This window comes from Parabacteroides sp. AF48-14, assembly GCF_003477465.1.
Taxonomy (GTDB): domain Bacteria; phylum Bacteroidota; class Bacteroidia; order Bacteroidales; family Tannerellaceae; genus Parabacteroides; species Parabacteroides acidifaciens.
Genome location: NZ_QUDI01000003.1, coordinates 168,276 through 192,908 on the forward strand (window position 1 = coordinate 168,276; position 24,633 = coordinate 192,908).

Annotated in this window: 22 protein-coding genes and 1 pseudogene; 14 read left to right on the forward strand and 9 right to left on the reverse strand. The window is 42.8% G+C overall.

Annotated features, from left to right (window positions below; genetic code table 11):
* Window positions 1–160 precede the first annotated feature (160 nt).
* The 6 genes from DW083_RS02785 to DW083_RS02810 all read left to right on the forward strand — a co-directional run bounded on the left by DW083_RS02785 (window position 161) and on the right by DW083_RS02810 (window position 4,218).
* A complete protein-coding gene (locus DW083_RS02785) occupies window positions 161–844 on the forward strand; it encodes a response regulator transcription factor (RefSeq protein ID WP_122331343.1) in 684 nt (227 codons plus the stop codon).
* A complete protein-coding gene (locus DW083_RS02790) occupies window positions 841–2,112 on the forward strand; it encodes a HAMP domain-containing sensor histidine kinase (protein ID WP_122331344.1) in 1,272 nt (423 codons plus the stop codon). The genes DW083_RS02785 and DW083_RS02790 overlap by 4 nt, the downstream gene beginning before the upstream one ends.
* 60 nt (window positions 2,113–2,172) lie before the next feature.
* On the forward strand, window positions 2,173–2,625 hold the full coding sequence (locus DW083_RS02795; protein WP_115499904.1) for a PepSY-like domain-containing protein: 453 nt from the start codon (window positions 2,173–2,175) through the stop codon (window positions 2,623–2,625).
* Window positions 2,626–2,652: 27 nt separating this feature from the next.
* Window positions 2,653–3,024: a PepSY-like domain-containing protein gene (locus DW083_RS02800; protein WP_122331345.1), complete on the forward strand. Its 372-nt coding sequence runs from the start codon at window positions 2,653–2,655 to the stop codon at window positions 3,022–3,024.
* The gene (locus DW083_RS02805; protein WP_122331346.1) at window positions 2,978–3,601 is read left to right on the forward strand and encodes a PepSY-like domain-containing protein; all 624 of its coding nucleotides are present in this window, start codon (window positions 2,978–2,980) and stop codon (window positions 3,599–3,601) included. The genes DW083_RS02800 and DW083_RS02805 overlap by 47 nt, the downstream gene beginning before the upstream one ends.
* Before the next feature lie 167 nt (window positions 3,602–3,768).
* Window positions 3,769–4,218 (forward strand): PepSY-like domain-containing protein, encoded by a 450-nt coding sequence (locus tag DW083_RS02810; protein WP_122331365.1) that lies wholly within the window; start codon window positions 3,769–3,771, stop codon window positions 4,216–4,218.
* Window positions 4,219–4,227: 9 nt separating this feature from the next.
* On the opposite strand, the gene DW083_RS02815 is transcribed toward DW083_RS02810, so the two are convergent.
* From DW083_RS02815 to truA, 3 genes are read right to left on the reverse strand one after another with little or no spacing between them, the layout of a single operon-like run.
* On the reverse strand, window positions 4,228–4,860 hold the full coding sequence (locus DW083_RS02815) for a DUF3256 family protein (RefSeq protein ID WP_122331347.1): 633 nt from the start codon (window positions 4,858–4,860) through the stop codon (window positions 4,228–4,230).
* 41 nt (window positions 4,861–4,901) lie between these two features.
* A complete protein-coding gene (locus DW083_RS02820; RefSeq protein WP_122331348.1) occupies window positions 4,902–5,798 on the reverse strand; it encodes a DMT family transporter in 897 nt (298 codons plus the stop codon).
* Window positions 5,799–5,831: 33 nt separating this feature from the next.
* Window positions 5,832–6,581: a tRNA pseudouridine(38-40) synthase TruA gene (gene truA, locus DW083_RS02825; protein WP_122331349.1), complete on the reverse strand. Its 750-nt coding sequence runs from the start codon at window positions 6,579–6,581 to the stop codon at window positions 5,832–5,834.
* Window positions 6,582–6,707: 126 nt separating this feature from the next.
* Between truA and DW083_RS02830 the strand changes: the two genes are divergently transcribed.
* Window positions 6,708–8,306 carry an aspartate:alanine exchanger family transporter gene (locus tag DW083_RS02830; RefSeq protein ID WP_122331350.1) on the forward strand — a complete coding sequence of 533 codons (1,599 nt, stop codon included), beginning with the start codon at window positions 6,708–6,710 and terminating at the stop codon, window positions 8,304–8,306.
* Window positions 8,307–8,464: 158 nt separating this feature from the next.
* Window positions 8,465–10,597: an HRDC domain-containing protein gene (locus DW083_RS02835; protein WP_122331351.1), complete on the forward strand. Its 2,133-nt coding sequence runs from the start codon at window positions 8,465–8,467 to the stop codon at window positions 10,595–10,597.
* Between the two features lie 82 nt (window positions 10,598–10,679).
* Here DW083_RS02835 and DW083_RS02840 read toward each other — a convergent pair whose 3' ends face one another.
* Window positions 10,680–11,258 (reverse strand): RNA polymerase sigma-70 factor, encoded by a 579-nt coding sequence (locus DW083_RS02840; RefSeq protein WP_122331352.1) that lies wholly within the window; start codon window positions 11,256–11,258, stop codon window positions 10,680–10,682.
* A gap of 229 nt (window positions 11,259–11,487) precedes the next feature.
* Here DW083_RS02840 and DW083_RS02845 point away from each other — a divergent pair, with 229 nt between their 5' ends.
* The 6 genes from DW083_RS02845 to DW083_RS02865 all read left to right on the forward strand — a co-directional run bounded on the left by DW083_RS02845 (window position 11,488) and on the right by DW083_RS02865 (window position 19,844).
* A complete protein-coding gene (locus DW083_RS02845; RefSeq protein WP_147382079.1) occupies window positions 11,488–11,838 on the forward strand; it encodes a hypothetical protein in 351 nt (116 codons plus the stop codon).
* Window positions 11,839–12,060: 222 nt separating this feature from the next.
* The gene (locus tag DW083_RS22445) at window positions 12,061–12,348 is read left to right on the forward strand and encodes a hypothetical protein (protein WP_233551709.1); all 288 of its coding nucleotides are present in this window, start codon (window positions 12,061–12,063) and stop codon (window positions 12,346–12,348) included.
* The gene (locus tag DW083_RS02850) at window positions 12,345–12,947 is read left to right on the forward strand and encodes a FecR family protein (protein WP_233551715.1); all 603 of its coding nucleotides are present in this window, start codon (window positions 12,345–12,347) and stop codon (window positions 12,945–12,947) included. The genes DW083_RS22445 and DW083_RS02850 overlap by 4 nt, the downstream gene beginning before the upstream one ends.
* A 173-nt stretch (window positions 12,948–13,120) precedes the next feature.
* Window positions 13,121–16,504, forward strand: a complete 3,384-nt coding sequence (locus tag DW083_RS02855; protein WP_122331354.1) for a TonB-dependent receptor — start codon at window positions 13,121–13,123, stop codon at window positions 16,502–16,504.
* Window positions 16,505–16,515: 11 nt separating this feature from the next.
* On the forward strand, window positions 16,516–18,294 hold the full coding sequence (locus DW083_RS02860) for a RagB/SusD family nutrient uptake outer membrane protein (protein WP_122331355.1): 1,779 nt from the start codon (window positions 16,516–16,518) through the stop codon (window positions 18,292–18,294).
* 77 nt (window positions 18,295–18,371) lie between these two features.
* Window positions 18,372–19,844: a sulfatase gene (locus tag DW083_RS02865; protein ID WP_122331356.1), complete on the forward strand. Its 1,473-nt coding sequence runs from the start codon at window positions 18,372–18,374 to the stop codon at window positions 19,842–19,844.
* Between the two features lie 91 nt (window positions 19,845–19,935).
* On the opposite strand, the gene DW083_RS02870 is transcribed toward DW083_RS02865, so the two are convergent.
* From DW083_RS02870 to DW083_RS02890, 5 genes and pseudogenes are all read right to left on the reverse strand, one after another.
* Entirely contained in the window at window positions 19,936–21,333 is a 1,398-nt protein-coding gene (locus tag DW083_RS02870; protein ID WP_122331357.1) for a putative oxidoreductase C-terminal domain-containing protein, read from the reverse strand.
* 18 nt (window positions 21,334–21,351) lie between these two features.
* Window positions 21,352–22,571, reverse strand: a pseudogene (uxuA, locus tag DW083_RS02875) (mannonate dehydratase).
* A 3-nt stretch (window positions 22,572–22,574) separates the two neighbouring features.
* The gene (locus DW083_RS02880; protein WP_122331358.1) at window positions 22,575–23,381 is read right to left on the reverse strand and encodes an SDR family oxidoreductase; all 807 of its coding nucleotides are present in this window, start codon (window positions 23,379–23,381) and stop codon (window positions 22,575–22,577) included.
* 4 nt (window positions 23,382–23,385) lie between these two features.
* Window positions 23,386–24,282 carry a PmoA family protein gene (locus DW083_RS02885; protein WP_122331359.1) on the reverse strand — a complete coding sequence of 299 codons (897 nt, stop codon included), beginning with the start codon at window positions 24,280–24,282 and terminating at the stop codon, window positions 23,386–23,388.
* Window positions 24,283–24,286: 4 nt separating this feature from the next.
* Window positions 24,287–24,604, reverse strand: coding sequence for a DUF6807 family protein (locus DW083_RS02890; RefSeq protein WP_122331360.1), 318 nt, complete (start codon window positions 24,602–24,604; stop codon window positions 24,287–24,289).
* Between the last annotated feature and the right edge of the window lie 29 nt (window positions 24,605–24,633).

The following is a 24,633-nucleotide window of genomic DNA, read 5'->3' on the forward strand; positions in this document are numbered from 1 at the left end:
ACTGTTTTTTGTTGAAACTGACAAATAAAAAACGCCCTTCTATCAGACAAACTGTCAATTTTAAGGATAAGCGGCAATTTTTCATGTTTTTCTGAAATTCTTTGATTCCAGAATTTTGCCAGAATATTTCAGTATCTTTGTTTTTCAAAGCTACGAGGATATGAAAATACTAATTGTTGAAGATGAAAACTCATTACGCGACATCATGGTCTGTTCTCTCGAGAAAGAACGCTATGTAGTGGAAAGTGCAGCCGACTATCGGGAAGCTTTACTCAAAATCAACGATTACGACTACGATTGTATCGTGTTAGACATCATGCTGCCCGGAGGAAACGGCCTGTTATTGCTGGAAGAGCTGAAGAAGATGAAAAAGAAGGACAGCGTCATTATCGTTTCCGCCAAAGACTCACTTGAAGACAAGGTGAAAGGGCTGGATCTCGGTGCAGACGATTACCTGACCAAACCTTTCCATCTGGCCGAACTGAACGCGCGGATCAAATGTGTCTTACGCCGAAAACAACAAGATGGGGAAATGGACATCACGATTGCAAATATCACCATGTATCCCGACCGTCACGCTATCTATATAGATGGCAACCAACTCATATTGAACCGGAAAGAATTCGACTTGCTCTATTATTTCGTAACCAACCCAGACCGGCTTATCAGCAAAACGGCTTTAGCCGAATCCGTATGGGGAGATTATATAGACCAGGCGGATAATTTCGATTTCATCTACAGCCAGGTCAAGAATCTCCGGAAAAAATTAAAAGCGGCCGGAGCCTTGCCTGAAATCAAAGCGGTATATGGTTTCGGCTACAAAATGATATACGAAGAGAGATGAGACTACGCCAATATACACTGCGCAACCTGTCTGTTCCCCTGCTACTGATCCTGTCGGCATGGGCATGTGCGTTCTACATAACCATTATCCGGGAAATAAACGAGGAAACGGATGAAAGCCTGACAAACCACAAAATGCTGATCATCAAAGCAGCATTGGCTGACAGCACATTATTGACAGACCATGTGGATATATTGACACAATATTATATACATGAAATTCCTCCGGCAGAGGCAGACCTGTCAAAGGACGTATTCTTCGATTCCACGCGGGTTGTTCCCCTCGAAATGATCTCCATCCCGGTACGCGGATTGAGGACTTGCTTTCGCACATCCGACGATAAATACTACGAACTGACAATCATCACCTCCATTCTCGAAAAAGAAGATATGGTAAGAGCAACGGTTATAGGGCTCGCCATCCTCTATTTTTCATTAGTGTTCTGTATCTTGCTGGTCATACATCTTGTGTTCAGGAAAAGCCTGCATCCTCTATATGTACTGTTCGACTGGTTGAAGAAATACAGGCTTGGAAAAACCAACATCCCGCTGCGGAACGAAACAAAGATTGAAGAATTTCACATCCTGAACGAAGCGATCGAAGACGTGGTCCGCCGGAACACCAAGCTATATAATATGCAGAAACAATTTGTCGAGAATGCCGCCCACGAGCTTCAAACGCCGCTTGCGATCTGCATTAACAAACTGGAGCTGATGAGTGAAAATCCGGATTGCACCGAGCGGCAACTGTCTGATATAGCCAGCCTGCATCAAACCCTTTCCGGGATTGTCAAAATGAACAAATCACTCCTACTCCTGTCTCGCATCGAGAACCGGCAGTTCCCGGAAACATCACGTATAGAGATGAACAAGCTGGTCTCCGGGATACAGGAAAACCTCGACGAAATGTACGAACACAAGCATATAACAGTCACTGTTAAAAACTCGGCACAGCTATTCACGACCATGAACGAATCGCTTGCCTCCACCCTGCTCACAAACCTGATAAAGAACGCATACATCCATAACTGCCAGGACGGCATTATCCAGATTACAATAACCGCCCATACCCTGACAGTTGCCAATAGCAGCAATGCGCCCCGGCTGAATGCCTCCACCCTGTTCGACCGCTACGAACGGCAAAGCCGGCACAAAGAGTCTACCGGACTGGGGCTTGCCATTGTCAAATCGATCGCAGCGCTGTATGAAATACAAGTAGAGTATAACCATGACAAACAACTTCATGAGTTCAAATTAACATTCAAATAGCCAGGATTCCCAAATCTTTCCCAAATCGTTTCATTCCTTTGTCACGTAAATAACGGAAGAATGAGAAAAAATACAGAGTGGATACTGATTTTGCTGTTCGCGATAATAGCACAAAACGCGCTTGCGAACGGACCATCCACTCTCGAAAGCCAGAAAAAGTTCCCTTCTGCCTGCCGGATGTTTATACTAAAGCATTTCCCGGAAACAGAAATAGCTCACATCGAGTTGGAGAACGGCTTTTTTCAGTCCAAATGTTATCATGTGATCCTGACAAACGGCATCGATATCCATTTCAGGCAATCCAACGGAAAATGGATACAAATAAAAGGGAAGCCCGGGACTATCCCGGAAAAGATATTTCCCGATCACCTGATAAAATATCTGGAAGATTTCTATCCGGCCACCCGGATCGTTATTGCAACTAAAGAAGAGAACAGATACCGGATCAAACTGAACGACGAAACCGAACTGGCATTCGATTGTTACGGAAACCCGGCAAAAGATAATTTCTAACAGTATATGTAATTAAATTAAGTAATTATGAAACTAAAAAATTTGATTCTGGCATTCGCTTGTTGTGCCTTGGTGTTTACTGCTTGTAGTGACGACGATGACGATAAAGTCATTCCGTCGGATGTTCCCGAAGCTGTCTTGAAAGCTTTTGAAAACAAATATGGAGACATTAAAGATGTAAAATGGGAAAAGAAGAACAATTATAACGTTGCCCGCTTCCAGACAGGCGCTATTACAAAGGCAGGCAATAGCTATACCACTTCTGCCTGGTATGATGACAATGGCTCTGAAAAACAGGTTAACCAGGATATTCCGTTTGCCAACCTGCCGGAAGCCGTAAAAACAGCATTCGATGCTTACCAGAAAAAAAATGTATGCAGACTGGAAAGCGGACGATGATGTAGACGTTGTGAGTCGTCTCGATATGGGACTTATTTATATCATCGAAATTGAAAAAGGAAAAGAAGAAAGAGAACTCTCCTTCTCTCCTGACGGTGTCCTGCTGAAAAATGTTTTGGATACTGACGACGATGATGAAATCCTGCCTGTTATCGTATCTGACGAGATCAAAAAGAAAATCGCCGAACTGTTCCCGAATAGCAAGAGTGTCGTGATCTTAGAAATCGACGCGGACGACGATGACAACGAAACAGAAATAGACATTCTGGACGACGGCATTCACAAAGAAGTCAAACTGGATGCCAAAGGCAATTGGATCAGTACCGAATTTGAAACGACCTTGCCGGAAGCGATGGAAATCATGAATACGCTGAACCCTGCAATCCTGGCTAAATTGGTTGCAATGGCCGGACAAGCCGGTATCGACCTGACAAAACCGGAAATTATCCGTAATACGGAAGTAACCGTTGTCGACCATGTAACAAAAGGCATGTATTTCGAGGTTGAAATAGAAATCGGCGACAAAGATCTGGAAGTAATCATCGACAAAGACGGAAACATTTCCTTTGGCAAATAGAATCTATATATAAAATCCATATTTTAGCATCCCGGCATCCGTTCCCCCTTTGCGGGATGCTTTTTATTCTATAGGACAAACCTTACCGGCAAAAGAATTGTTTCTACCGAGACAGAGTCTTCTGACAAAGACCCGCAATGAACAATAATTATAAAAAACAACAAGTCATGAAAACTAAATTATCCGTATTACTCTTGTGCCTGTGCAGCCTCATCTTGTTCGCCTCATGCAATAACAGCCGGCAAAAAGTATCAACTGAAAACATCTCAACTTCCATTCTGAATTTTCTGAAGCACAAATATCCGACCGCCACAATCCTAAATACAGAGAAAGAGCACGACGGGACGGAAGTCGATATCCGGGAAAAGAATATACATAAGGAAATTTGGTTCGACACAAAAGACCAATGGATATCGACAAAATGGGAAATCGGCAGCCGGGATGTGCCTGTTGCCATTATGGATGCACTGTTGAGTTCTGCCTACAGCGGATACAGGATAGATGATATTACGGTGATCGAAAAGCCTGACGGGCTGTTCTATGATTTCGAACTGAAACAAGATAACAACGAAATACACGTCGTATTCGATTCCGAGGCACAGATCGTCATTAAATGAACGGACCTTTTATTTGAAATGGAATTTCTCCCATGTATATACTTTAGGTGTATTTTTCAGGAAAGGTTCAACCCGCTTGCGTTCTGCCTGCGACAAATATTGAGGAGTCGTATATTCGACAGTCAACGTTTGGTTGTCAGGGCTAAGTGAATACTTTCTCAAATCCATATCCAGGCGGGTTGTCGCTTCTGTAAAAGAGATGCTGTTTTTATCCGCATCGTCTTTAATAAACCATTCTGCCGGTACGGGAGTGTACAGGTCTGCGGCTTCCAGCGGCTTCCAGTCTGTCGTAAAAAACTCGATCTGGCTGTCGGGAACCGGACCATAAACGGTTGTTATCATACAAACAACATAAGTATCGTTGACCAACGGAAGCAACTTCATTTCTACCGTACTGCGATCCGTCACCTGCAACAACAAATAGTCATCCGTCAGCTTCTTCAGCGTTGAAAAGCCGTTCATCGTATTTTTCAACTTCGCCTCTTTCCCTGTGTTATACAAATCAATCAAATCCTTACGCCAGGCATTCTCCAACTGGGGAACATACTGGTCCGGCATAACAACAAAAATAGCATCCATCTGTTGCGCCTTCATCCCCCACACAAACACACAAAGCAATATAGTCAGTAAAAATCGTTTCATTATTCTTCACTTTATTGTCCACAAAAATACACAGAATAGTTTTAGCGCGTACCGAGATACAGGAATATCATTCCTAATAATACTAAAAACAGGTCGATCGCTTTGCTTTTGAGGTTCTTCTCGTGGAAGAATAAAGCACCGGCTATAAAGGTTACGAGGACATTGCTGCGGCGTACCATCGAAACGATCGAGATCATCGAACCGGGGAAAGTCAATGCATAAAAATAAATCCAGTCCGCTATACACAAAAAGACAGAAATAAAGATGATGTTCCAGTGCCAGACAAACGGCGTCGTGTTTTTCCGGCGCGGATACCAAAGAAACAACAGGATCGGAAGCATCATCAGGCATTGATAGACATTAAACCAGACCTGTACTGTCATCACATCCAAGCTGCCCATCAGGTGTTTGTCATACAAACCGCTTGCCGCCCCGGTAAGGATGGACAATATGGTAAAAAATATCCATTTATTATGCGTAAAACGAATTCCCTCTTTTTTCCCCGACGAAGAAAGGAGGTAGAAAGAAGCGATGGAAAGAATCACCCCGATCCACTGGTACAGGTTCAGCCGCTCGCCGAAGATAAGCATGGCCCCCACCAATGTCACGACCGGTTGTGTCGCCTTAATCGGTCCGGTGATAGTCAGAGGCAGATGCTTCAAGGCAAAATAACCGAATATCCAGGATGACAGGACAATCACAGCCTTTATGAACACAGCCACATGCGTCTCGAACGGGACACGCGGCACGTAGAGCATCGTCCCGTCGAGCACATCCGTACAAAAAGACAGGATAATAAAAGGTACGAAAATAAGACTGCTTATCAACGTATTGAAGAACAGGACCGGAATAACAGCATTCCCGTCCAATGATATCTTTTTATTTACTTCATAACAACCTAAAAGGAAGGCGGACATGAAGGCTAATGCGAGCCACATAATAATTGAAAATTGAGAATTGACAATTGAAAATTATATAAAAACGGTTTCGGGATAGGTGACGTCGACCAAATACAAGGCATGGCCGGGAGCGGAGGTGCCAGCGCGACCGCGGTCTTTGGCTTCGATTACCTGGCGGAAACCTTCTATAGAGAGCTTGCCCCGGCCGACTTCCAGCAGAGTACCGACAATGGCACGCACCATATTACGCAGGAAACGGTCGGCCTGTATGGTGAAAACCCAAACGTCGCCTTCTTTCTCCCATCCGGCTTTATAGATACGGCAGTTATTTGTTTTCACGTCCGTATGCAGTTTGCTGAAACTGGTGAAATCTATATAGTCGAACAAAACCTGACAGGCACGATTCATCGCCTCGAAATCCAGTTTGCCGGACATCTTATAGACCAGCTCATAGTTGAACGGATCTTTCTGTGTCGTAATATAATATTTGTAAGTACGCGAAGTGGCATCGAAACGGGCATGCGCATCCGGACACACCGGTACGATCCGGTAGACCGCAATATCTTTGGGAAGAAGGCGGTTCAGCTTTTCCGCAAGAAAAGCCAGGTCGGCAATCGGCTCCGCCCAATCGAAATGAGCCACCATGAGGCGGGCATGCACACCGGCATCCGTCCGTCCGGCTCCCACTATCGGGACCGGCTGGCGCAAGATGGTTGCCAACGCCTCCTCTATACATTGCTGCACCGTCACACCATTCGGCTGCACCTGCCAGCCACAAAACTTCTTGCCGTTATAACCTAAATAAATAAAGTATCTGTTCACGTCGGAATTTCCTGCTACTGTTTAATTTCGGATACAAAGGTAACAGAAATCTCACCAGGAGATTGCCCATAAGAAGAGAAAAGTGTAATTTTGCAAACATAAATCTTCACAACAAAACTATTTGACATGTTTGAAACATTGCTTCAATCGTCTTATTTTGCCTTGTTCCTGATTATCGCCTTAGGGTTCATGTTAGGCAGAATACAGATCAAAGGTCTCTCACTCGACGTATCGGCTGTTATCTTTATCGCCCTTCTTTTCGGGCACTACGGAGTAGTCATTCCGAAAGAGTTAGGTAACTTCGGTTTGGTATTGTTCATCTTCACGATCGGCATACAGGCAGGTCCCGGGTTCTTCGACTCGTTCCGGTCAAAAGGGAAAACGCTGATTATACTCACCTTGCTGATTGTCGGCTCCGCCAGCCTCACGGGCTTGATATTGAAATATGCGATGGGGATCGACACGCCGAGCCTGGTCGGGCTGATCGCCGGTGCACTGACCAGTACGCCGGGTCTTGCCGTCGCGATAGACAGCACGCATTCGTCTTCCGCCTCCATAGCCTACGGTATCGCTTATCCGTTCGGGGTAATCGGAGTCATTCTTTTCATCAAGCTGCTGCCGAAACTTCTGCGTAAAGACCTGATCGCCGAGGCCAAAGCGCTCGAGGCACAGCGGAGAGGGAAATATCCGCCCCTACATACAGCCACATTCCTCGTTTCCAATATACATGTTTTCATGAAATCATTGGCACATTTACAGCTCCGAACAATGACAGGCGCCGTCGTTTCCCGTGTGGAGCACAACGATAAAATCAGTATTCCCACGGCAGACACCATCCTGCACGAAGGGGATATGATCAAGGCTGTCGGAAACGACAAGTCTTTGGAACAACTATCGCTGCTTATCGGAGAACGGGTGAACAACGACTTGCCCTTCGGCAGCACCCAGGAACTGCAATCCATGCTGGTGACCAACAAAAACGTAATCAACAAAAGCCTCGGCTACCTCAACCTGCAAAGCACCTTCTGCTGTACCGTCACCCGTGTACGCCGAAGCGGGATCGACCTTCCTCCCGAACCGGACCTGCTGCTGAAATTCGGCGACAAACTGATGGTTGCCGGAGAGAAAGAAGACCTCAAAGAGTTGGGACAGGTTTTAGGCAATGACGAAAAAAGACTTTCCGACACGGACTTCTTCCCGATTGCGGCCGGTATCGTACTCGGCGTTTTGTTCGGAAAGCTGAACATATCGTTTTCCGACTCTTTCTCTTTCTCGCCAGGACTGACGGGAGGTATCCTGATCGTAGCCCTCATACTGAGTGCAATCGGCAAAACGGGACCGATCATCTGGTCTATGTCCGGTTCGGCCAACCAGTTGCTGCGCCAGATCGGATTGCTGCTGTTCCTTGCCGAAGTCGGAACATCCGCCGGTGTCAACTTGGTGTCGACATTCCAGGAAAGCGGTTGGACACTGTTCGGCATCGGTATGGCGATCACAATGGTACCAATGATTGTAGCCGTAGTGTTCGGACATTTTGTCTTTAAAATCCATATTCTGGACCTGATCGGTACGATTGCCGGAGGAATGACCAGTACGCCGGGGCTTGCGGCAGCCGATTCGATGAGCGACAGTTCCGCCCCGAGCATCGCTTATGCGACTGTCTATCCGATCGCAATGGTCTTCCTGATCCTTTTCATCCAGTTCATCGCCGCATTAGTAGTTTAAGAAATAGCGAAACGGCAGACTTCTCCGATGTAATGTTTGGAGAAATCTGCCGTTTTTTCGACTTCGCAAAGCAATAAAATACAAAAATTGCACGTAATTTCTTGCCCAAAGCCATAAACTTTAATACATTTGCAATGTATCATTAATTTCTAAGTACCATGCAAACAAACCAACAATTTGACCTCGCCTTCAACTTACTGCAGAATACCGGAACCAACCTCTTTCTGACAGGTAAAGCCGGAACGGGCAAAACTACATTTCTAAAAAGACTAAAAGAGGTGTCTCCCAAACGAATGATCGTCGTCGCCCCTACCGGAGTCGCCGCCATCAATGCAGGAGGAGTCACAATCCATTCTTTCTTCCAGCTACCGTTTGGTCCCTACATTCCGTCTTCTCCGGAATACCAGGGAGGCAAACAGGATTTCAAGAACCAGTTCCGCAAAGATAAGATCAATATCATCCGCAGTATGGACCTGCTTGTGATCGACGAGGTCAGCATGGTACGTGCCGACCTGCTGGATGCGATCAGCGACGTCCTGCGCCGGTATAAAGACCATAATAAACCCTTCGGCGGTGTCCAACTGTTACTGATCGGCGATTTGCAACAGTTAGCCCCTGTCGCCAAAGATGATGAATGGAACCTGCTGAAAGAGCACTATCCGTCAACTTTCTTTTTCGACAGCAAGGCCCTGTCGGAAAGCAATTATTTCTGCATCGAACTGACGCATGTCTACCGCCAGAGCGACACGTCATTCATCAACCTGCTGAATAATATCCGCGAAAACAAATTCGACGATGATACATTATACCGGCTGAACCAACGATACATTCCCGACTTTCAGCCGGACGAACGCGCCGGCTACATCACGCTGACGACTCACAACTACCAGGCGCAGCAGATCAACAACCGGAAATTAGCGGAACTGTCCGGTCAGGCTTATACCTTTTCGGCCGAGATCAATAACGATTTCCCCGAATACTCTTATCCGACGGACGACAAGCTGACACTGAAATGCGGCGCGCAAGTCATGTTCGTCAAAAACGACTCTTCCCCGGAGAAGCGTTATTACAATGGCAAGATCGGTAAAGTCGTCTTTATCAATCCGAGCAAGATAACAGTTGTTGACAAAGAAGGAAACGAAATCATCGTTGAGAAGGAAACCTGGAACAACGTAAAATACACGATCAACCCGGAGACACAGGAAATCACAGAAACAACATCCGGCACTTTCAGCCAATATCCGCTGAAAACAGCCTGGGCCATCACCATTCACAAAAGCCAGGGGCTGACTTTCGAACATGCGATTATCGACGCTTCGGCCGCCTTTTCGCATGGACAGGTGTATGTGGCGTTGAGCCGTTGCAAGACACTGGAAGGACTTGTACTGAGCAGCCAGATCACCCGCAACGCCATGATCAGCGACGGACGGATAGAGGCGTTCACCTCATCGGTTGACAGCCGCCGGCCGGGCGAAGACCAGATCCGGAGAGCCCAACAACAATACTTCACGGAGCTGATCTGCGAGCTGTTCGACTTCAATAATCTTCAGCAACGCCTGCAATATGCCGCCTTCACAGTATATGGAAATCTGCAAAAGCTATATCCGGAACTAAGTGTCCAGTATTCCAACACCCGCGATGTGTTTCGCTCGACAATTACAGATGTCGGCGAACGTTTCATCCAGCAATTAAAACGGATGATCGCAGAGAATCCCGACAATTACCTGCATGACGAGAGAATCCAGGAACGGGTCCGCAAAGGCGTCGCTTACTTCCTGGAACAGATAGACCGTCTTTGTACGCCCCTGCAAGAAGCATCCGATAATGTGGAAATCGATAATAAGGAAGTCCGCAAGACAGTCACCAACGCATTCAACAAACTGAACGAAGACCTCCGCATCAAGCTATCGGCACTGCAAGGATGTAAAGACGAGTTCACGATCTCGGGCTATCTGTCGGCAAAAGCAAAGGCAAGCATCGAACAACCGGCAAAAGCACCTGCCCGCAAACGCTCTGAAAGGTCTTCCAAACAAGAAAAACAGGAAATATCGACAGATATCAAATATCCGGAACTATATGCCCGCCTGAGACAATGGCGGTATGAACTTTCCGTCGAGAAAGACCTCCCTCCTTACACGATCCTGCAGCAAAAAGCATTGATCGGCGTAGTCAACACTTTACCGGTCAGTGGCCGCGACCTGCTCAGCATACCCGGTATCGGGAAAAAGATCGTAGAAAACTATGGCGCAAAGCTCTTGGAGATTGTCGATGAATTTAAAAGGGATCAATAGAGAATCTTTCCGGTATAAGGACTGTTACGATTATCCGTATATCTGCTAAAGACACAAAAGATTTTTGATTATATCCGGAAGACTAAAGTAAAAGGAGCATAAAGCCTTTTACCTGCTTATATTGCTGGTTTACATACTCAGCAATACGTTTATAAGCTTTTGCGATATGAATATTAACAGTCTTTTCACTAATACTTAAAACATCCGCAATTTCCCGGTTCTTTAATTTATCTGATAAGACAAGACGAAATACTTCTTTGCATTTCGGAGGTAAAGAATCAATGGCCTGCTGAACCAATATCTGATATTCTTCATCCAACAAACTTTTTTCCGGAGAATCAGAATCTGGTATCAACTCTATTTCATATAAAGAATAAGAATCTTTTTCTTGTACATATCCTCTTCTTATATAATGCAGAGCCTGATTTTTCACGGATATATACAAATAACGTTCCGGTTCTTTCACATAGGATAGCGTTTTCCCCTTCTGCCAGACAACCGTAAAAACATCCAAGACGGCCTCTTCTGCCAATTCACGAGAGTGCAGATAATAATAAGCAAGATGAAACAAACGCCGGGAATAAGTTTCAAACAATAGTCTGAATGCCGTTTCATCTCCTCTGATTGCTTTATTAAAAAGGGATATGATACTCTCCTCCATCTCAGATATAGTTTCTTCAATAATATATTAAGGTGGTAAATGTAAGTAAAAATTTTAAACTCAAGAAGGGACTTACTAAAATAAACGCTATCCCTAACACTTAGCTCTGGTTGTATGTTTCACTTTTTCTTAAATTCGATCCCTCTTTAACTCTCAACTTTCAACTCCCGGGGGGGCTTATTGTAAAAAACGCTTTTTTCGGGCTCGAAAGACATCCGAAACTAAACAAATGTCAACCCAGTTTTTCGGCCCGAAAAACCGGCTTTTTCCTCTTTTCCGACACCTTGTCGCCATGAAGTCGGACTTTATTTCGTTTTCCTGGGACTTTATCGCCATGAGAACGGTCGTCATACCCTATGAAGACGGTCGCGAGGGCGATGAGGACGGTCGTCATGGCGACAGGGCTCTAAAAAATCCCTGGGATATTTGGAGCGCCGTCCGTTTTATTTTGCTACAGGCGATTCTCCAGGAGTTAAGGTTTATCAATTTGCTGCTGTTTCCGGTTTTCGGCAATCAAATTGCGCGCTTTTCGGAACGGGCTGCGCACCTCATTCCGTCCGGTGTCAGCCGGGGGAACTGAAACCATGAAAAGAGTCAATCCAAAATCGATCAAGATTTCGGACGAAATAGAAAAACGGCCGAAAAGGGGGTTATTGTCTTTTTCTTTATTTGCAGGAGGTTCAAAACTTGCCAAAAGTGAATCAATAAATAAATGCAATCACCCTTCAATTATTTTTTATACTTCGAATAGGAGTTTTTCACTTCACTTGTCATCTCTATTTATACAAAGTATCAGAACAAGATGGAAGATAGACAAAACAATAATGAACTCGAATCACTGGCAAAGCGTATACATTTCAAGTCTTTGCCATTTGATGAAAAGCAGGCATTCAATCGTTTAACAGACAGAGCAAAATGGCCTGTCGTTATTTCTTATGCCGGAAAAGGGAATCCGGCATGGAAATATTTATCCATAGCAGCTTCCATTGCCTTTCTGTTGGTTACAGGTATCCTCTTGATTGACAAGCCCCCAAACCCGAACTTGTCTATTATGAAACAACGGCCGTTCCTGATGCAAAAACAAAAATAACACTACCGGACAGTAGTGTCGTATGGTTAAATGCCAATGCCAGCCTGCGTTATCCGAGAGAGTTCAGCGAACATACCCGCCAGGTTGAAATAAAAGGAGAAGCATTCTTTGAAATCCGGAAAGATGAAAAAAAGCCGTTTATCGTTCAAACAGACAGGATCGGAATCCGGGTATTGGGTACAACTTTTAATGTAGACGCAGAACCGGATAAGACAGAAGTAACTCTTCTCACCGGGAAAGTCAGTTTATATAGAAAAGAGAACCTGTCACAAATAGCAGACCGGATATTATCTCCCGGTGAACGGGCTGTCTTTTACAAGTCCAATAATAATCTGATAGTTTCAACCATACGTCCAGAAAGTATTACTTCATGGATTACCGGCAAATTTATATTCAGAGACAGTTCTTTAGAAGAAATCATGCAGGAACTTCAAAGGGCTTTCCACGTAAAAATACATATTGAAAGCGAAAATCTGCGCAAACAGACATTCAATGCCGACTTCACCGGGAAAGAAACATTAGATGAAATATTGTCTATTATGCAAATATCCGCCCGCTATCAGATAGAAAAGCAAAAAGGAGAAATCTTTTTAAAATAAATACAATGTCAAACCACAAAATGTAATAAATATGGATAGTACATGAGAAACACGTATTAATCCGCACCGCCGGATATAAAAAAGAATTGGGAATGTTGCGACCATTTCCCAATTCTATTGTCAACCGACAGGGATATCCCTGTCAAGTATAAAAAATTAATACCCACAAAATTATGGATAAAATTTTATTTATCAGGCAAAATCATAAAGATTTTACCTGGAAGGAATATTATACCTCATCGAAAAAGGTTTTTAAACATAAAATCTGTGTTACGACTTTTTTATTGCTTCTACTTATGAATCTTTCATTTGTACACGCACAGACTATAAAACTCTCCCTGAACAGGCAAAATGCATCATTCGAAGAGATATTCAATGAAATAGAAGAAAAAACCGGATATAAATTCGTTTATAAAACTTCTGATATTGACCGAAATGAAAGGACCTCTATCCAGGAAACCAATCTGGATTTAAATGAAATCCTACGAAACTTATTCCGAAGCAAAAGAAACATTTCTTTTCGCATTTCTAATAAACATATTGCCTTATTCAAGGCCCAAATCAAAGCTGTTTCCGGAACCGTTCTCGATTCACAGGGAGAACCTGTCATCGGAGCCAATGTCATAATCAAGGGAACCACAAATGGCACTATCACTGATGTCGATGGCAAATTTAGTATGGAAGCTACTGAAGGAGACATCTTACAAGTCTCTTATATTGGTTATAACACACAAGAAATTACCGTCAACCAACAATCTGTACTGAAAATAATTTTAAAAGATGATCAGCAAATACTGGAAGAGGTTGTTGTAATCGGTTACGGAGCTGTAAAGAAAAAAGACCTCACCGGAGCTATCGCCCAAGTAAAAACAGATAAATATGCAACACAGCAAAATACAAATGTACTGGATATGTTGAATGGAACAGTGGCAGGTTTTAATTCTAATATCGGGACATCTGCTTCGGGTGCAAACGAGATGGAAATTAGAGGCCCAGCTTCCCTTTCTGCAAACAACTCACCTCTGGTTGTTTTGGACGGTGTGATTTTTAACGGCTCCATAAACGATATTAACCCCTCTGATATTGAAACAGTCGATGTACTGAAAGATGCCAGTTCTGCTGCAGTTTACGGTTCCCGTTCTGCTGCAGGTGTCGTAATCATCAATACCAAACAAGGAAAAGGTGAAAAAATGAGTATCAATTTCTCCGCCCAACTGGGCTTGACCGATTTCACTAAGAATATCCGCCCTAATGATCTGGATGGCTTCCTTCAACGCAGACAAGACTTCCAACGTAGAATAAACCCGGACAAACCTGAAGGATATTATAATAACCCTAATCAATTGCCCGAAGGCATCGACGTAAATACCTGGCAAAATTATGATGCATCATACCAGTCCGACCCACTTATGACTTGGATGACACGCTTGAATCTGCGCGATATCGAACAACAAAATTATCTGAATGGAAATACCTATGACTGGTATGGAGAAGCAACCCGCCCGGGGCTGAGACAAAATTACAATGTCAATATATCCGGAGGCATCGGAAAAACTAAATATTACTGGTCACTAGGCTATACAGACAACCAAGGATATATAAAAGGAGATGAATATAAAACAATCCGCTCCCGTATCAATGCAGACACTAAAGTCGCTGAATTTCTCACGGTAGGGATCAATGCGCAATTCAGCAATAAAGATGAAAGCTATGAAGCTATCAAATTATCTAATATAAGGCGTCAAAGTCCCTTAGGACAACCTTATGATGAAAACGGAGATTTAAAATGGTATCCTCATGATGATTCCGGAATTGAACAAAACCCATTTCTCCTTTACGAAATGCGAGATAAGTTTAATGTCACCCAAAATCTATTTGCTACCATATATGCAGATTTGAAACTACCATTTGGCTTTAGTTATAAAGTGTCTTTTATTAATCGCTACGATTGGCAAAAAAACTATTATTATGATCCGTCAACTATCCCAAGCGGAAACAAAACAGGTGGATTTGGACAACGAATCAACTATTCTCTCTATGAATGGCAAATAGATAATATCATTTCCTGGAAGAAGACTTTTGGAATTCATGATTTCTATGCAACATTCTTATACAACGCAGAAAAGAAACAGACTTGGAAAGATACCAGCGAGAACATAAACTTCACACCCAGCGAAGCCTTAGGATTTCACCAATTAGGAACCGGAGGATCACCCACCATTAAAAACGAAGATACCTACTCGACCGGTACAGCAATTATGGGACGCTTGAATTACACACTCATGAATCGCTATTTGCTGACACTATCCATACGTAGGGACGGATATTCGGCTTTTGGAATGGAAAATCCGTACGCGACTTTCCCATCCGGAGCATTAGCCTGGAATATGTCTGACGAATCTTTCTTTAATGTCAAATGGATAGACAATCTTAAGATCAGAGCTTCATATGGAATAAACGGTAATAGGGACATCGGGATTTATGATGCCCTGGCAAAACTCGAAACGAATAAATACCTGACTGAAAATACTTTAATTTCGGGTATTTATAGTAGCTCGCTGGCCAACCAATATCTAAAATGGGAAAAAACAAAAGCTTTGAATTTTGGTTTGGATTTCTCTATTTTAGGCAATCGCTTAAATGGTTCAGTCGATTATTACAGCATGATCACTAACGACTTGCTACTAAAACGCAGCTTGCCTACAATTATCGGATATGATAATGTCATGTCAAACATGGGTGAATTACAAAACAAAGGATTTGAAATGACTCTTAACAGTTATAATATCCAAAATAAAGATTTCAATTGGAATTCAACATTGACCTTTTCTTTTAACAGAAACAAGATCAAACATCTTTATGGAGAAATGGTTAACATATTGGATGAAAATGGCAATGTAATCGGCCAAAAAGAAGGAGACGATATCGACAACGGATGGTTCATCGGACAGTCTATAGACCGGATATGGAATTACAAATTTTTAGGTATTTATCAACTTGGAGAAGAAGAACAAGCCAAGTCATTCGGAAAAGCTCCAGGTGATGTCAAATTATTTGATCCTAATGGAGACGGTGTGTCCACACAGGAAGATAAAGTATTCCAGGGTTACACAAAGCCCCGTTTTCGCTTAGGACTTCGAAATGACTTTACCCTTTTCAAAAACTTCCAGATATCCTGCTTTATTCGTGCAGACTTAGGACATTGGAGAGAGAACGATCTGCTAAGCAGCAAGTCTGAAGTTGAAGACAGAAGCAACAATTACGCACTCCCCTATTGGACTCCAGAAAATCCGACAAACAAATATACCAGATTAAATACAGTAAACACTCCCGGATACAGTATTTATGAAAAAAGCAGCTTTGTTCGTCTACAAGATCTATCCATCGCTTATAATATCCCGGAAAATATTATCAAGAATCTAAAAGTAGGACATTGTAAAGTATATTTGAGTGGACGTAATCTAATAACATTTACAAAATGGTCCGGATGGGATCCTGAATCAGGAAATACTCCTATGCCTCGGATCTTCACTTTCGGAATTGATGTAACACTATAAATAATCACATTATGAAGAATTGGATAAAATATATTATTTATGCATCTCTATTTACAACTATTTCTTGTGGAGATGATTTTCTGGAAATAAAACCTCTATCTATTTTCACTCCTGAATCTATATATACGGATAAAGCCGGATTTGAAGGTGTATTAGTCAACCTTCGCAAAAACTTACGTCCCGATTTTTATGGAGAAGGAGGAGGATTAGCATCTGAACTGATAGCTTCCGATATTGCAATCAGTGCCAATAAAGCTGCCAGTGCCATTCATAATTTCGATATTCAAGTATTGCCGACCGGAACCGGCACAACCTACGATTTTCACGAAATCTGGACAAGAGGCTATAACCAGATACGAAATGCAAACGTGATTCTGTCACGTATCGATAACGGCAAATTTGATACGGAAGAGATTAAAAATGCAATTATTGCCGAAGCTTATTTCCACAGGGCTTACTGGTACTACAGGTTGGTACATCTATATGGAGACGTTCCTTTCTTGAATATCGAGCACACTGCTCCCAAAATAGACTTCTACACTCATTCAAGAAAAACGATTTTGGCAAAAATAGAGGAAGATTTGATCTGGGCTGTAAAATGGTTACCTCAAACCGCAGTACCGGGAGCCGTATCGAGAGCGGCCGGGAACCATTTATTAACCAAAATATATTTAGCTAACGGGAAATTTACCGAGGCAGTCGAATCTTCATCTTTAGTTATTAATGACGGTATTCACTCCCTGATGACCGACCGCTTTGGAGTGGATGCATCCGATCCGAAATACAATACGATTTGGGATTTGCACCAAAAAGACAATAAAAGTTCATCTTCAAACAAAGAGGGTATTCTGGTTGTACAAGAACGCTACGGGTTCCCAGAAGCGGAAATTAAAGGTGGAACTCAGGCAATGCGCCGTTATGTTCCTTCTTGGTGGAATGCTTCCTACATGAAAGATCCTGACGGGAAAAGAGGTACTATCGATACTCAAGGGAATGAATTTGTGATAAAAGTTGGAAGAGGCGTCGGCTATGTTCGTCCGTGCAGCTATTATAACTATGAAATATGGGATAATTGTAACAAAGATTTACGGCACGATAACCAAGTGAATTGGTTCTCTGTTGATAAGTTTATTTACAACAATCCGTCTTCCAAATACTTTGGGCAACCCGTACAGATACAATATACAAATCCCAAAGATACAATCCACTGTTGGTATCCCTTCCCTTATTACAAAGTATATGTAGAAGACGAAGAAAGACCCGATCAACCCTACGGAGGACATTCCGACTGGTATCTATTCAGATTAGCAGAAACTTATCTTTTAAGAGCTGAAGCTTATTTCTGGTTAAATCAGACAGATAAAGCCGCAGAAGATATCAACACAGTAAGAGTACGCGCAAAAGCCGATCCCATTACAGCTTCCCAAGTCTCAATAGGATACATTTTAGACGAAAGAGCCAGAGAACTATTTGCAGAAGAATTCCGTAAAACAGAATTAACCCGAATTGCTTTTATCATGGCAGATAAAGGATTAAATGGTTATTCTTCTGATAACTTCTCCGAAAAGAATTTCTGGTACGATCGTACAATGGCAAAAAATGAATTTTATAAAGCCGGTAACGTATTATGGGGAACAAATGTATTCAAGATAAGTCCGTTCCACGTTCTTTGGCCCATTCCGGCAAACGCTATCGACAGCAATCAGGGAGGAACTATTAATCAAAATAAAGGGTATATCGGATATGAGAAAAATATACCTCCACTAACTGTCATAGACGATCAACAATAAGTTTCCAGCCAACCGGTATATGGCAACCGGTTGGCTATATTAACAATACATTTTTATTCATGTCTAAATTATGCATCATGAAAAATAATTATCCTCTATTATCTGCTTGCCTGCTGACCTTATCTCTACAAAGTCATGCACAACAAAAAATAAATAATACAAAACCCAATATTCTTTTTATATGCGTGGATGACCTCCGCAGGGAATTGGGTGCTTATGGTTCTATTGTGAAAACTCCGAATATCGATCGGCTGGCTTCACAGGGCAGTTTGTTTTTTCAACACTATGTACAAGTCCCGACAAGTGGAGCATCACGTGCCAGCATGCTAACAGGACATTTTCCTAAAGACAAATCAGATCTTTCCAACGAAGCATGTCGAACAAGACTGTCAGACAAACCGGAAGGGGAAATCCCCGAAACGATGTTCCACCACCTGCGAAGAAACGGATATTATACTGTAGGTATCGGGAAAATAAGTCATTATGTAGATGGATGTCTATACGGCTATGAAGCTCCCAAGACTGATAAGCCGGAGCTTCCCTATAGTTGGGACGAAATGTTATTCGATGCAGGGAAATGGGGAAATGGCTGGAATGCCTTCTTTGGATACGCAGACGGAAGTAACCGGCAAAGCCATAAAAAACAAGTAAAGCCATATGAGTGTGCAGATGTTGCAGATGAAGGTTATCCCGATGGGTTAACTGCTAATTTGGCGGTCAAGAAGATAAAGGAATTAACGACAAAAAATGAGCCATTCTGTCTGGCAGTCGGCTTTTTTAAACCTCATTTGCCTTTTACATCTCCTAAAAAGTACTGGGATATGTATGAGGAATCATCTATCCCCATCTCCCCTATGCCAGATATTCCGGAAGGGTGTGATCCTATCAGTCTGCATGAGAGTGCAGAGTTCAAAAGTTATCAATTAGGAGATGAAATGCCATTCATCGAAAAAAGAGTTTCGGATGATTATGCCCGCAAACTTCGACATGCCTATTTTGCTTGCGTAAGTTATATGGATGCCCAAGTTGGAAAAGTTTTAGATGCTCTCGAAGCCAGTGGAAAAATGGATAACACGATTATTATTTTATGGGGAGACCACGGATGGCACTTAGGAGATCTTCGTGTTTGGGGAAAACATACCTTACATGAAACATCTCTAAGCAGTGCACTCGTAATAAAAGCTCCCGGATGCAAGCAAGGGATAAAAAATAAACGGATCGTCAATTCTATCGACATTTATCCAACTCTCATGGAACTTTGTAAAATTCCTTTACCTGCAGGATTGGACGGGCTTAGTTTTGCGACCTTGCTAAACAAACCGAATGACAAAAAATGGATCGATGCAGCTTATAGCTATTATCGGAACTGCATTACACTCCGAACTCCGGAATATCGCTTCACACGCTATAACAAGAAAGGAGAAATCATTACCGAGCTCTACCAATATGATGAGGACCGCATTGAACGAAAAAATATAGCAAAAGAAAAGCCTGACGTTGTACAAAAGCTACTACCACTATGGGAACAAGGTGTAAGATTTGATTTTTAATCACCTGGCTCTCGAAAAAACAAAAAATGGAATTGTTATAAAGCATACAAACATTTATAACAACTCCATTTTTTTATTATTATAGCTAAATCTATTTCGTTTTCGCTTTTGCCATATCCAAAGCAGAAGTCGTTGTATAATACTTAGCCAGCATATTCGGAACTTCCCATTCCGGCAATTTGCCATCCTTCAGATACTGAAGGAAATGCTCTGTTACCTGCCCGAAGTGAGCTTCATGACCGACACGGTATTTTGCTGGAATCTCGATCTGCCATACACTGTCGCTGATCTTATTCAAGGCTACACCCGGATATTTGGCTGAAACCTTTTCCATTGAAGCGGTAAGATCCTTTTCATAGGCAGCCAGATCGACACCCTTAACTGCTTCTACAAACAATTCAGGTTGATAGTTTTGCTCTTTACCTTGACGGATCACCAGGTCAGATTTGCTACCTTTCATCACTGAGAAGTGAGTATCACCGCCACCTTTCGGGAAGGTATAGTTCCAGATAACAGATACTTTTGCCGTCACACCTTTAATCTTATACAGAATATCACCATTGCAATAGACTTTCAACGTATCATTTTCAACATCCTTTTTCAGAAAATCAGGATAAGCCTCTGTTCCTGTCACCTGCTTAAACTCTTCCGGACTGATAGAAGTAGTCCAACGATTAGCATCCAACAGTTCGATATCATTCTTATAGTCGATTACCTGTTCCGGGAATGCTTCCCACTGAACAAGGTCTACTAAATGGGTCGTTACGTCGACGATACCCTCGCCCTGCTGGGTCACATCGAAAAACCATGCCGGACGTTTTAACGGATTTCCAGACACGACTTTAAAAAAATGATGTACACTTTCTTTTACAATAGCTGGATCAGCTAACGAACCTTTCAACTGTTCTCCATAAACAGCCGGAATCAAAGATAGCTCGCGCTGCAACATAGTTGTTATTTCATTGCGTTCCGTCATAATATCATACAACAAGACACCTTTCTGTCCGGCAATGTCGAAACACTCTTTCAACAAACTGAAGTTCTCACTGTTTATTGCCATCGGTTTATCAGCCAAGACATGAATCCCTGCCATCAAAGTTTGCTTTATATACTCGGTTTTCTTCCTGTTATTACCAGCAGTCACCATCACATTTCCCTTTTTCTCCACAAGCATTCTTTCCAGAAAATCCGGACCTTTATAAACAACTTCCTGCCATTTCGTTGGAGAATCAGTACGAGTATTATATCCCTCTATTTTTTTTAAATGCTCTTTCACATCATCCCCATCAGGAGCATATACATAGATTTTATCCGACACTTGATCATACGAATCTTTCTGAACCAAAGCTGCATGAAAATGCCCCGGATCCAATGTTATAAGTTTGACTTCTCCCGGAGTTCCGGTAAAAACATCCGATTCCGCTTTTTTTGTAAAACAAGAAGACATCAATAAAAGTGATGCCAATGTAAAAATCAAATACTTTTTCATTCTCTTACACTACCAATTTTAATTATCACCAGAACATTCCAGTAAACAACGTTCAATCCCTGTTTGTAAACCATCTATTTCAGCAAGCCCCTTCAATCGTCCGACCAAGGGATATCCAGGGTTAGAAATACGATGATAATCATCCAACATTCGCAATCCATGATCTGGACGAAAAGGAAGTCTCGTATCTGTACGCCCTGCTTTTCTCCTCCGGATCTGCTCTTCCAACAATAATTTCACAATGGCAAACATATCTACGCTACCACATAAATGGCCTGATTCATAGAAACCATAGTTCGGCAGAAAAGCCGTATTCCGCAAATGTACAAAATGAATGCGGGAAGCAAACTCTTTCACCATCGATATAAGATCATTATCAGGCCGAGCCGATAGTGATCCTGTACAAAAAGTCAAACCATTTGCCATTGAATCATTTTGCTCCAATATCCATCGGATATCCTCTATCGTACCAGCAATACGTGGTAATCCCAGCAAAGGGAAAGGCGGATCATCCGGATGAATACAGAGATTTATTCCAACTTCTTCCGCGACCGGAACCACATCGTCCAAAAACAGGACAAGATTACGGCGTAACTGTTCTTTCCCTATCCGATCATAAGTTTTCAAATAATCAAGGAACTGTTTCTTATAATCTTCCCCTTCCCCCACTACACCATGAATGAACGCCTGCGTCACAATGATAATATTATGGGCCAGCTCTTCCTGCTGTTCCGAGGATAGTCCGGCAATTATCCCGGCAGCTTTTTCCTGAATATCCTTAGGATAACTTTCACGCGCCCCCTCCCGTTTGAGAATATAAATATCGAAAGCGGCAAAAGTCGGATAATCGAACAGCATGGATTCAGCTCCATTCGCGTTTTTATAACGCAAATCCGTCCGTGCCCAATCCAGCACAGGCATAAAATTATAGCAAACGGTGTCTATACCGCAGGTCCCAAATTGCGCAAAGACTGCCGGTAGTTTTCAATCAGGCGGGAACGGTCGGCAGAACAAATTTTGATTCCTTCAGAGACAGGGAGACTCTCCACTACACTCCACCTCATGCCATGATTTTCGATCTCCTGCTTAACGGCCAAGATCTCCTCTACCGGCCAAACTTCGCCAGCCGGAATATGATGAAGGGACGTAACGACTCCCTCCACTCCCATCTGCTTTAAATCGGCAAGTCCGACAGAATCTTTCCTGCCGAACCACCTCCATGTTTTTTCCAATGCCATACGCTATACACCACTAAATGAACTAAATCCACCATCTACTGGAATAATCGCTCCTGTTATAAAACTGGCATGTTCTGAGCAGAGAAAATGGACAAGTCCGTTCAACTCTTTAATATTGCCAAAACGTTTCATAGGCGTACGGGCTAATATTTTCCGGCTCCGATCCGTATAAGAGCCATCCGGATTGATTAACACCCCACGATTCTGATCACCAATAAAAAAGCCTGGTGCCAATGCGTTCACACGGATTTTCTCACTAAATTTCAACGCCATCTCCATCGCTAACCATTGAGTAAAGATACTTACGCCACTTTTGGCAACCGAATAACCAGGAACCCGCGTAATAGCCGAATAAGTAGCCATTGACGAAACGTTGATGATACAGCCTTCTCCTTTTTCCGCCATAATCTTTCCAAACACAAGGCAAGGATAGACAGTTCCATTCATATTCAGATCCGTTACCCGATTGAAATCTTCTACTTTCATATCAAACACCGTTTGATCTTCACGCAAGGTTGCTCCCGGTAAATTACCTCCCGCTGCATTTATTAAAATATCTACACGACCCCACTCTTTAAGCACTTTTTCCCGTGCAGCCTCAAGACTATGTATATCCAATACATTACATTGAATGCCAAGAACCTCTCCCTGTTGTGTCAACTCTTTTATACGATTACCAAGTTGCTCTTCGCGAATATCCAAAATAGCAACTTTCACTCCATTCTCTACCAGACTGCGGGAAATACTCCCCCCCAATACACCTCCACCACCAGTTACAACAGCAACTTTTCCTTTCAAATTTATATCCATCGGTTTATTCTTTTTTATATTGTTCGAACAATTGAACTATACCAGCTTGTTTGGAGTCTCCCGCATGCACCAGCACTCGGTATCGCAAGTTAATTTTCTCTCCTTTTCTCAGGTCTGTCGTTTCCCTGTTTTCCGGCCAATACATAGGTGTCGGCGATATAAAACCATAATCACGCGTAAACCAGGGAGACGGATACCATTTATTTGAAGGATGCTGCATGATAGTAATCCCTTCTATTCCGGTTTTTCTTTTGCCATAACAATCAATCCAAGAAGAAGCAACACCAAACGTTCCTTTTTCCCCTTCTTTACCTTCAGAATTGATCATCACGCCACCCTGTTTAACTGTTAAATCCGGATCAATACGGGCACTAAACAGGGAATGATTAGTTTTCAAGATTGTAACATCCATTAACATTTCCATTTCGATATCAAAATCCAGCTGATACAAATTTGAGGATGGAGACGAAATTGTTATTTTACGGCGATCAATAATTGGAGCCTGCGCATCCGGCCGTTTCCAAATGCATTCGTCCTCAATTACCACCCGTTCGCCTTTTGCCTCTACAATACGGGCACCAACCGAAACAATCTGTCCACGTTCAAGCCCTTCCTGCCAGTAGTTACCACCATTCACCCGATCGCAACCGAAAAACAGAGAACTATGGTGAGGAAACTCTCCATTACGCATCGAAGTAGTCGAGGCTCCGGAAACAGGACCGTTAACCGGGAAAAAGAACGGATATTTCTCATCCGGCTGAAAATGATAGCTGGTGAAAAACTGGTTACCAACCACAACATCGATCCGGTTTCCGACCTTTGTTGCGGAAACAACTTGTACTTGAGCCGCCATAATTCCAGCCAAAAGCAAGGCAGCTATTGTTAATATTATCTTTTTCATCTTTCTATTGTTTTATTGTTACTTTTGGAGGGTATGCAAAATCGTTCCACAAACGATCCGCTCGTTCACGTGTCATCTCACCATCATAAGAAAAGATACGATAACACAATTTATAATGTTCACCAGGCATCAGTTTCCAGTCTTTATTTTTCGTCGGGGCAAAATTCACAAACGCATCCCCCCGACCACCATTGGCATTCTCATCCCAGATACGAAGCGGTTCCGGTGCATTGTAATTCTCCGGATGCCTAAAACAGCATACCCGAACGTCCTCGATTGCCACATTGTCCTGTGACATAAATCCAACGAGCAGTAGTTCCATCTATTCCCTGGCGCGTTTTTCCTTCCGAT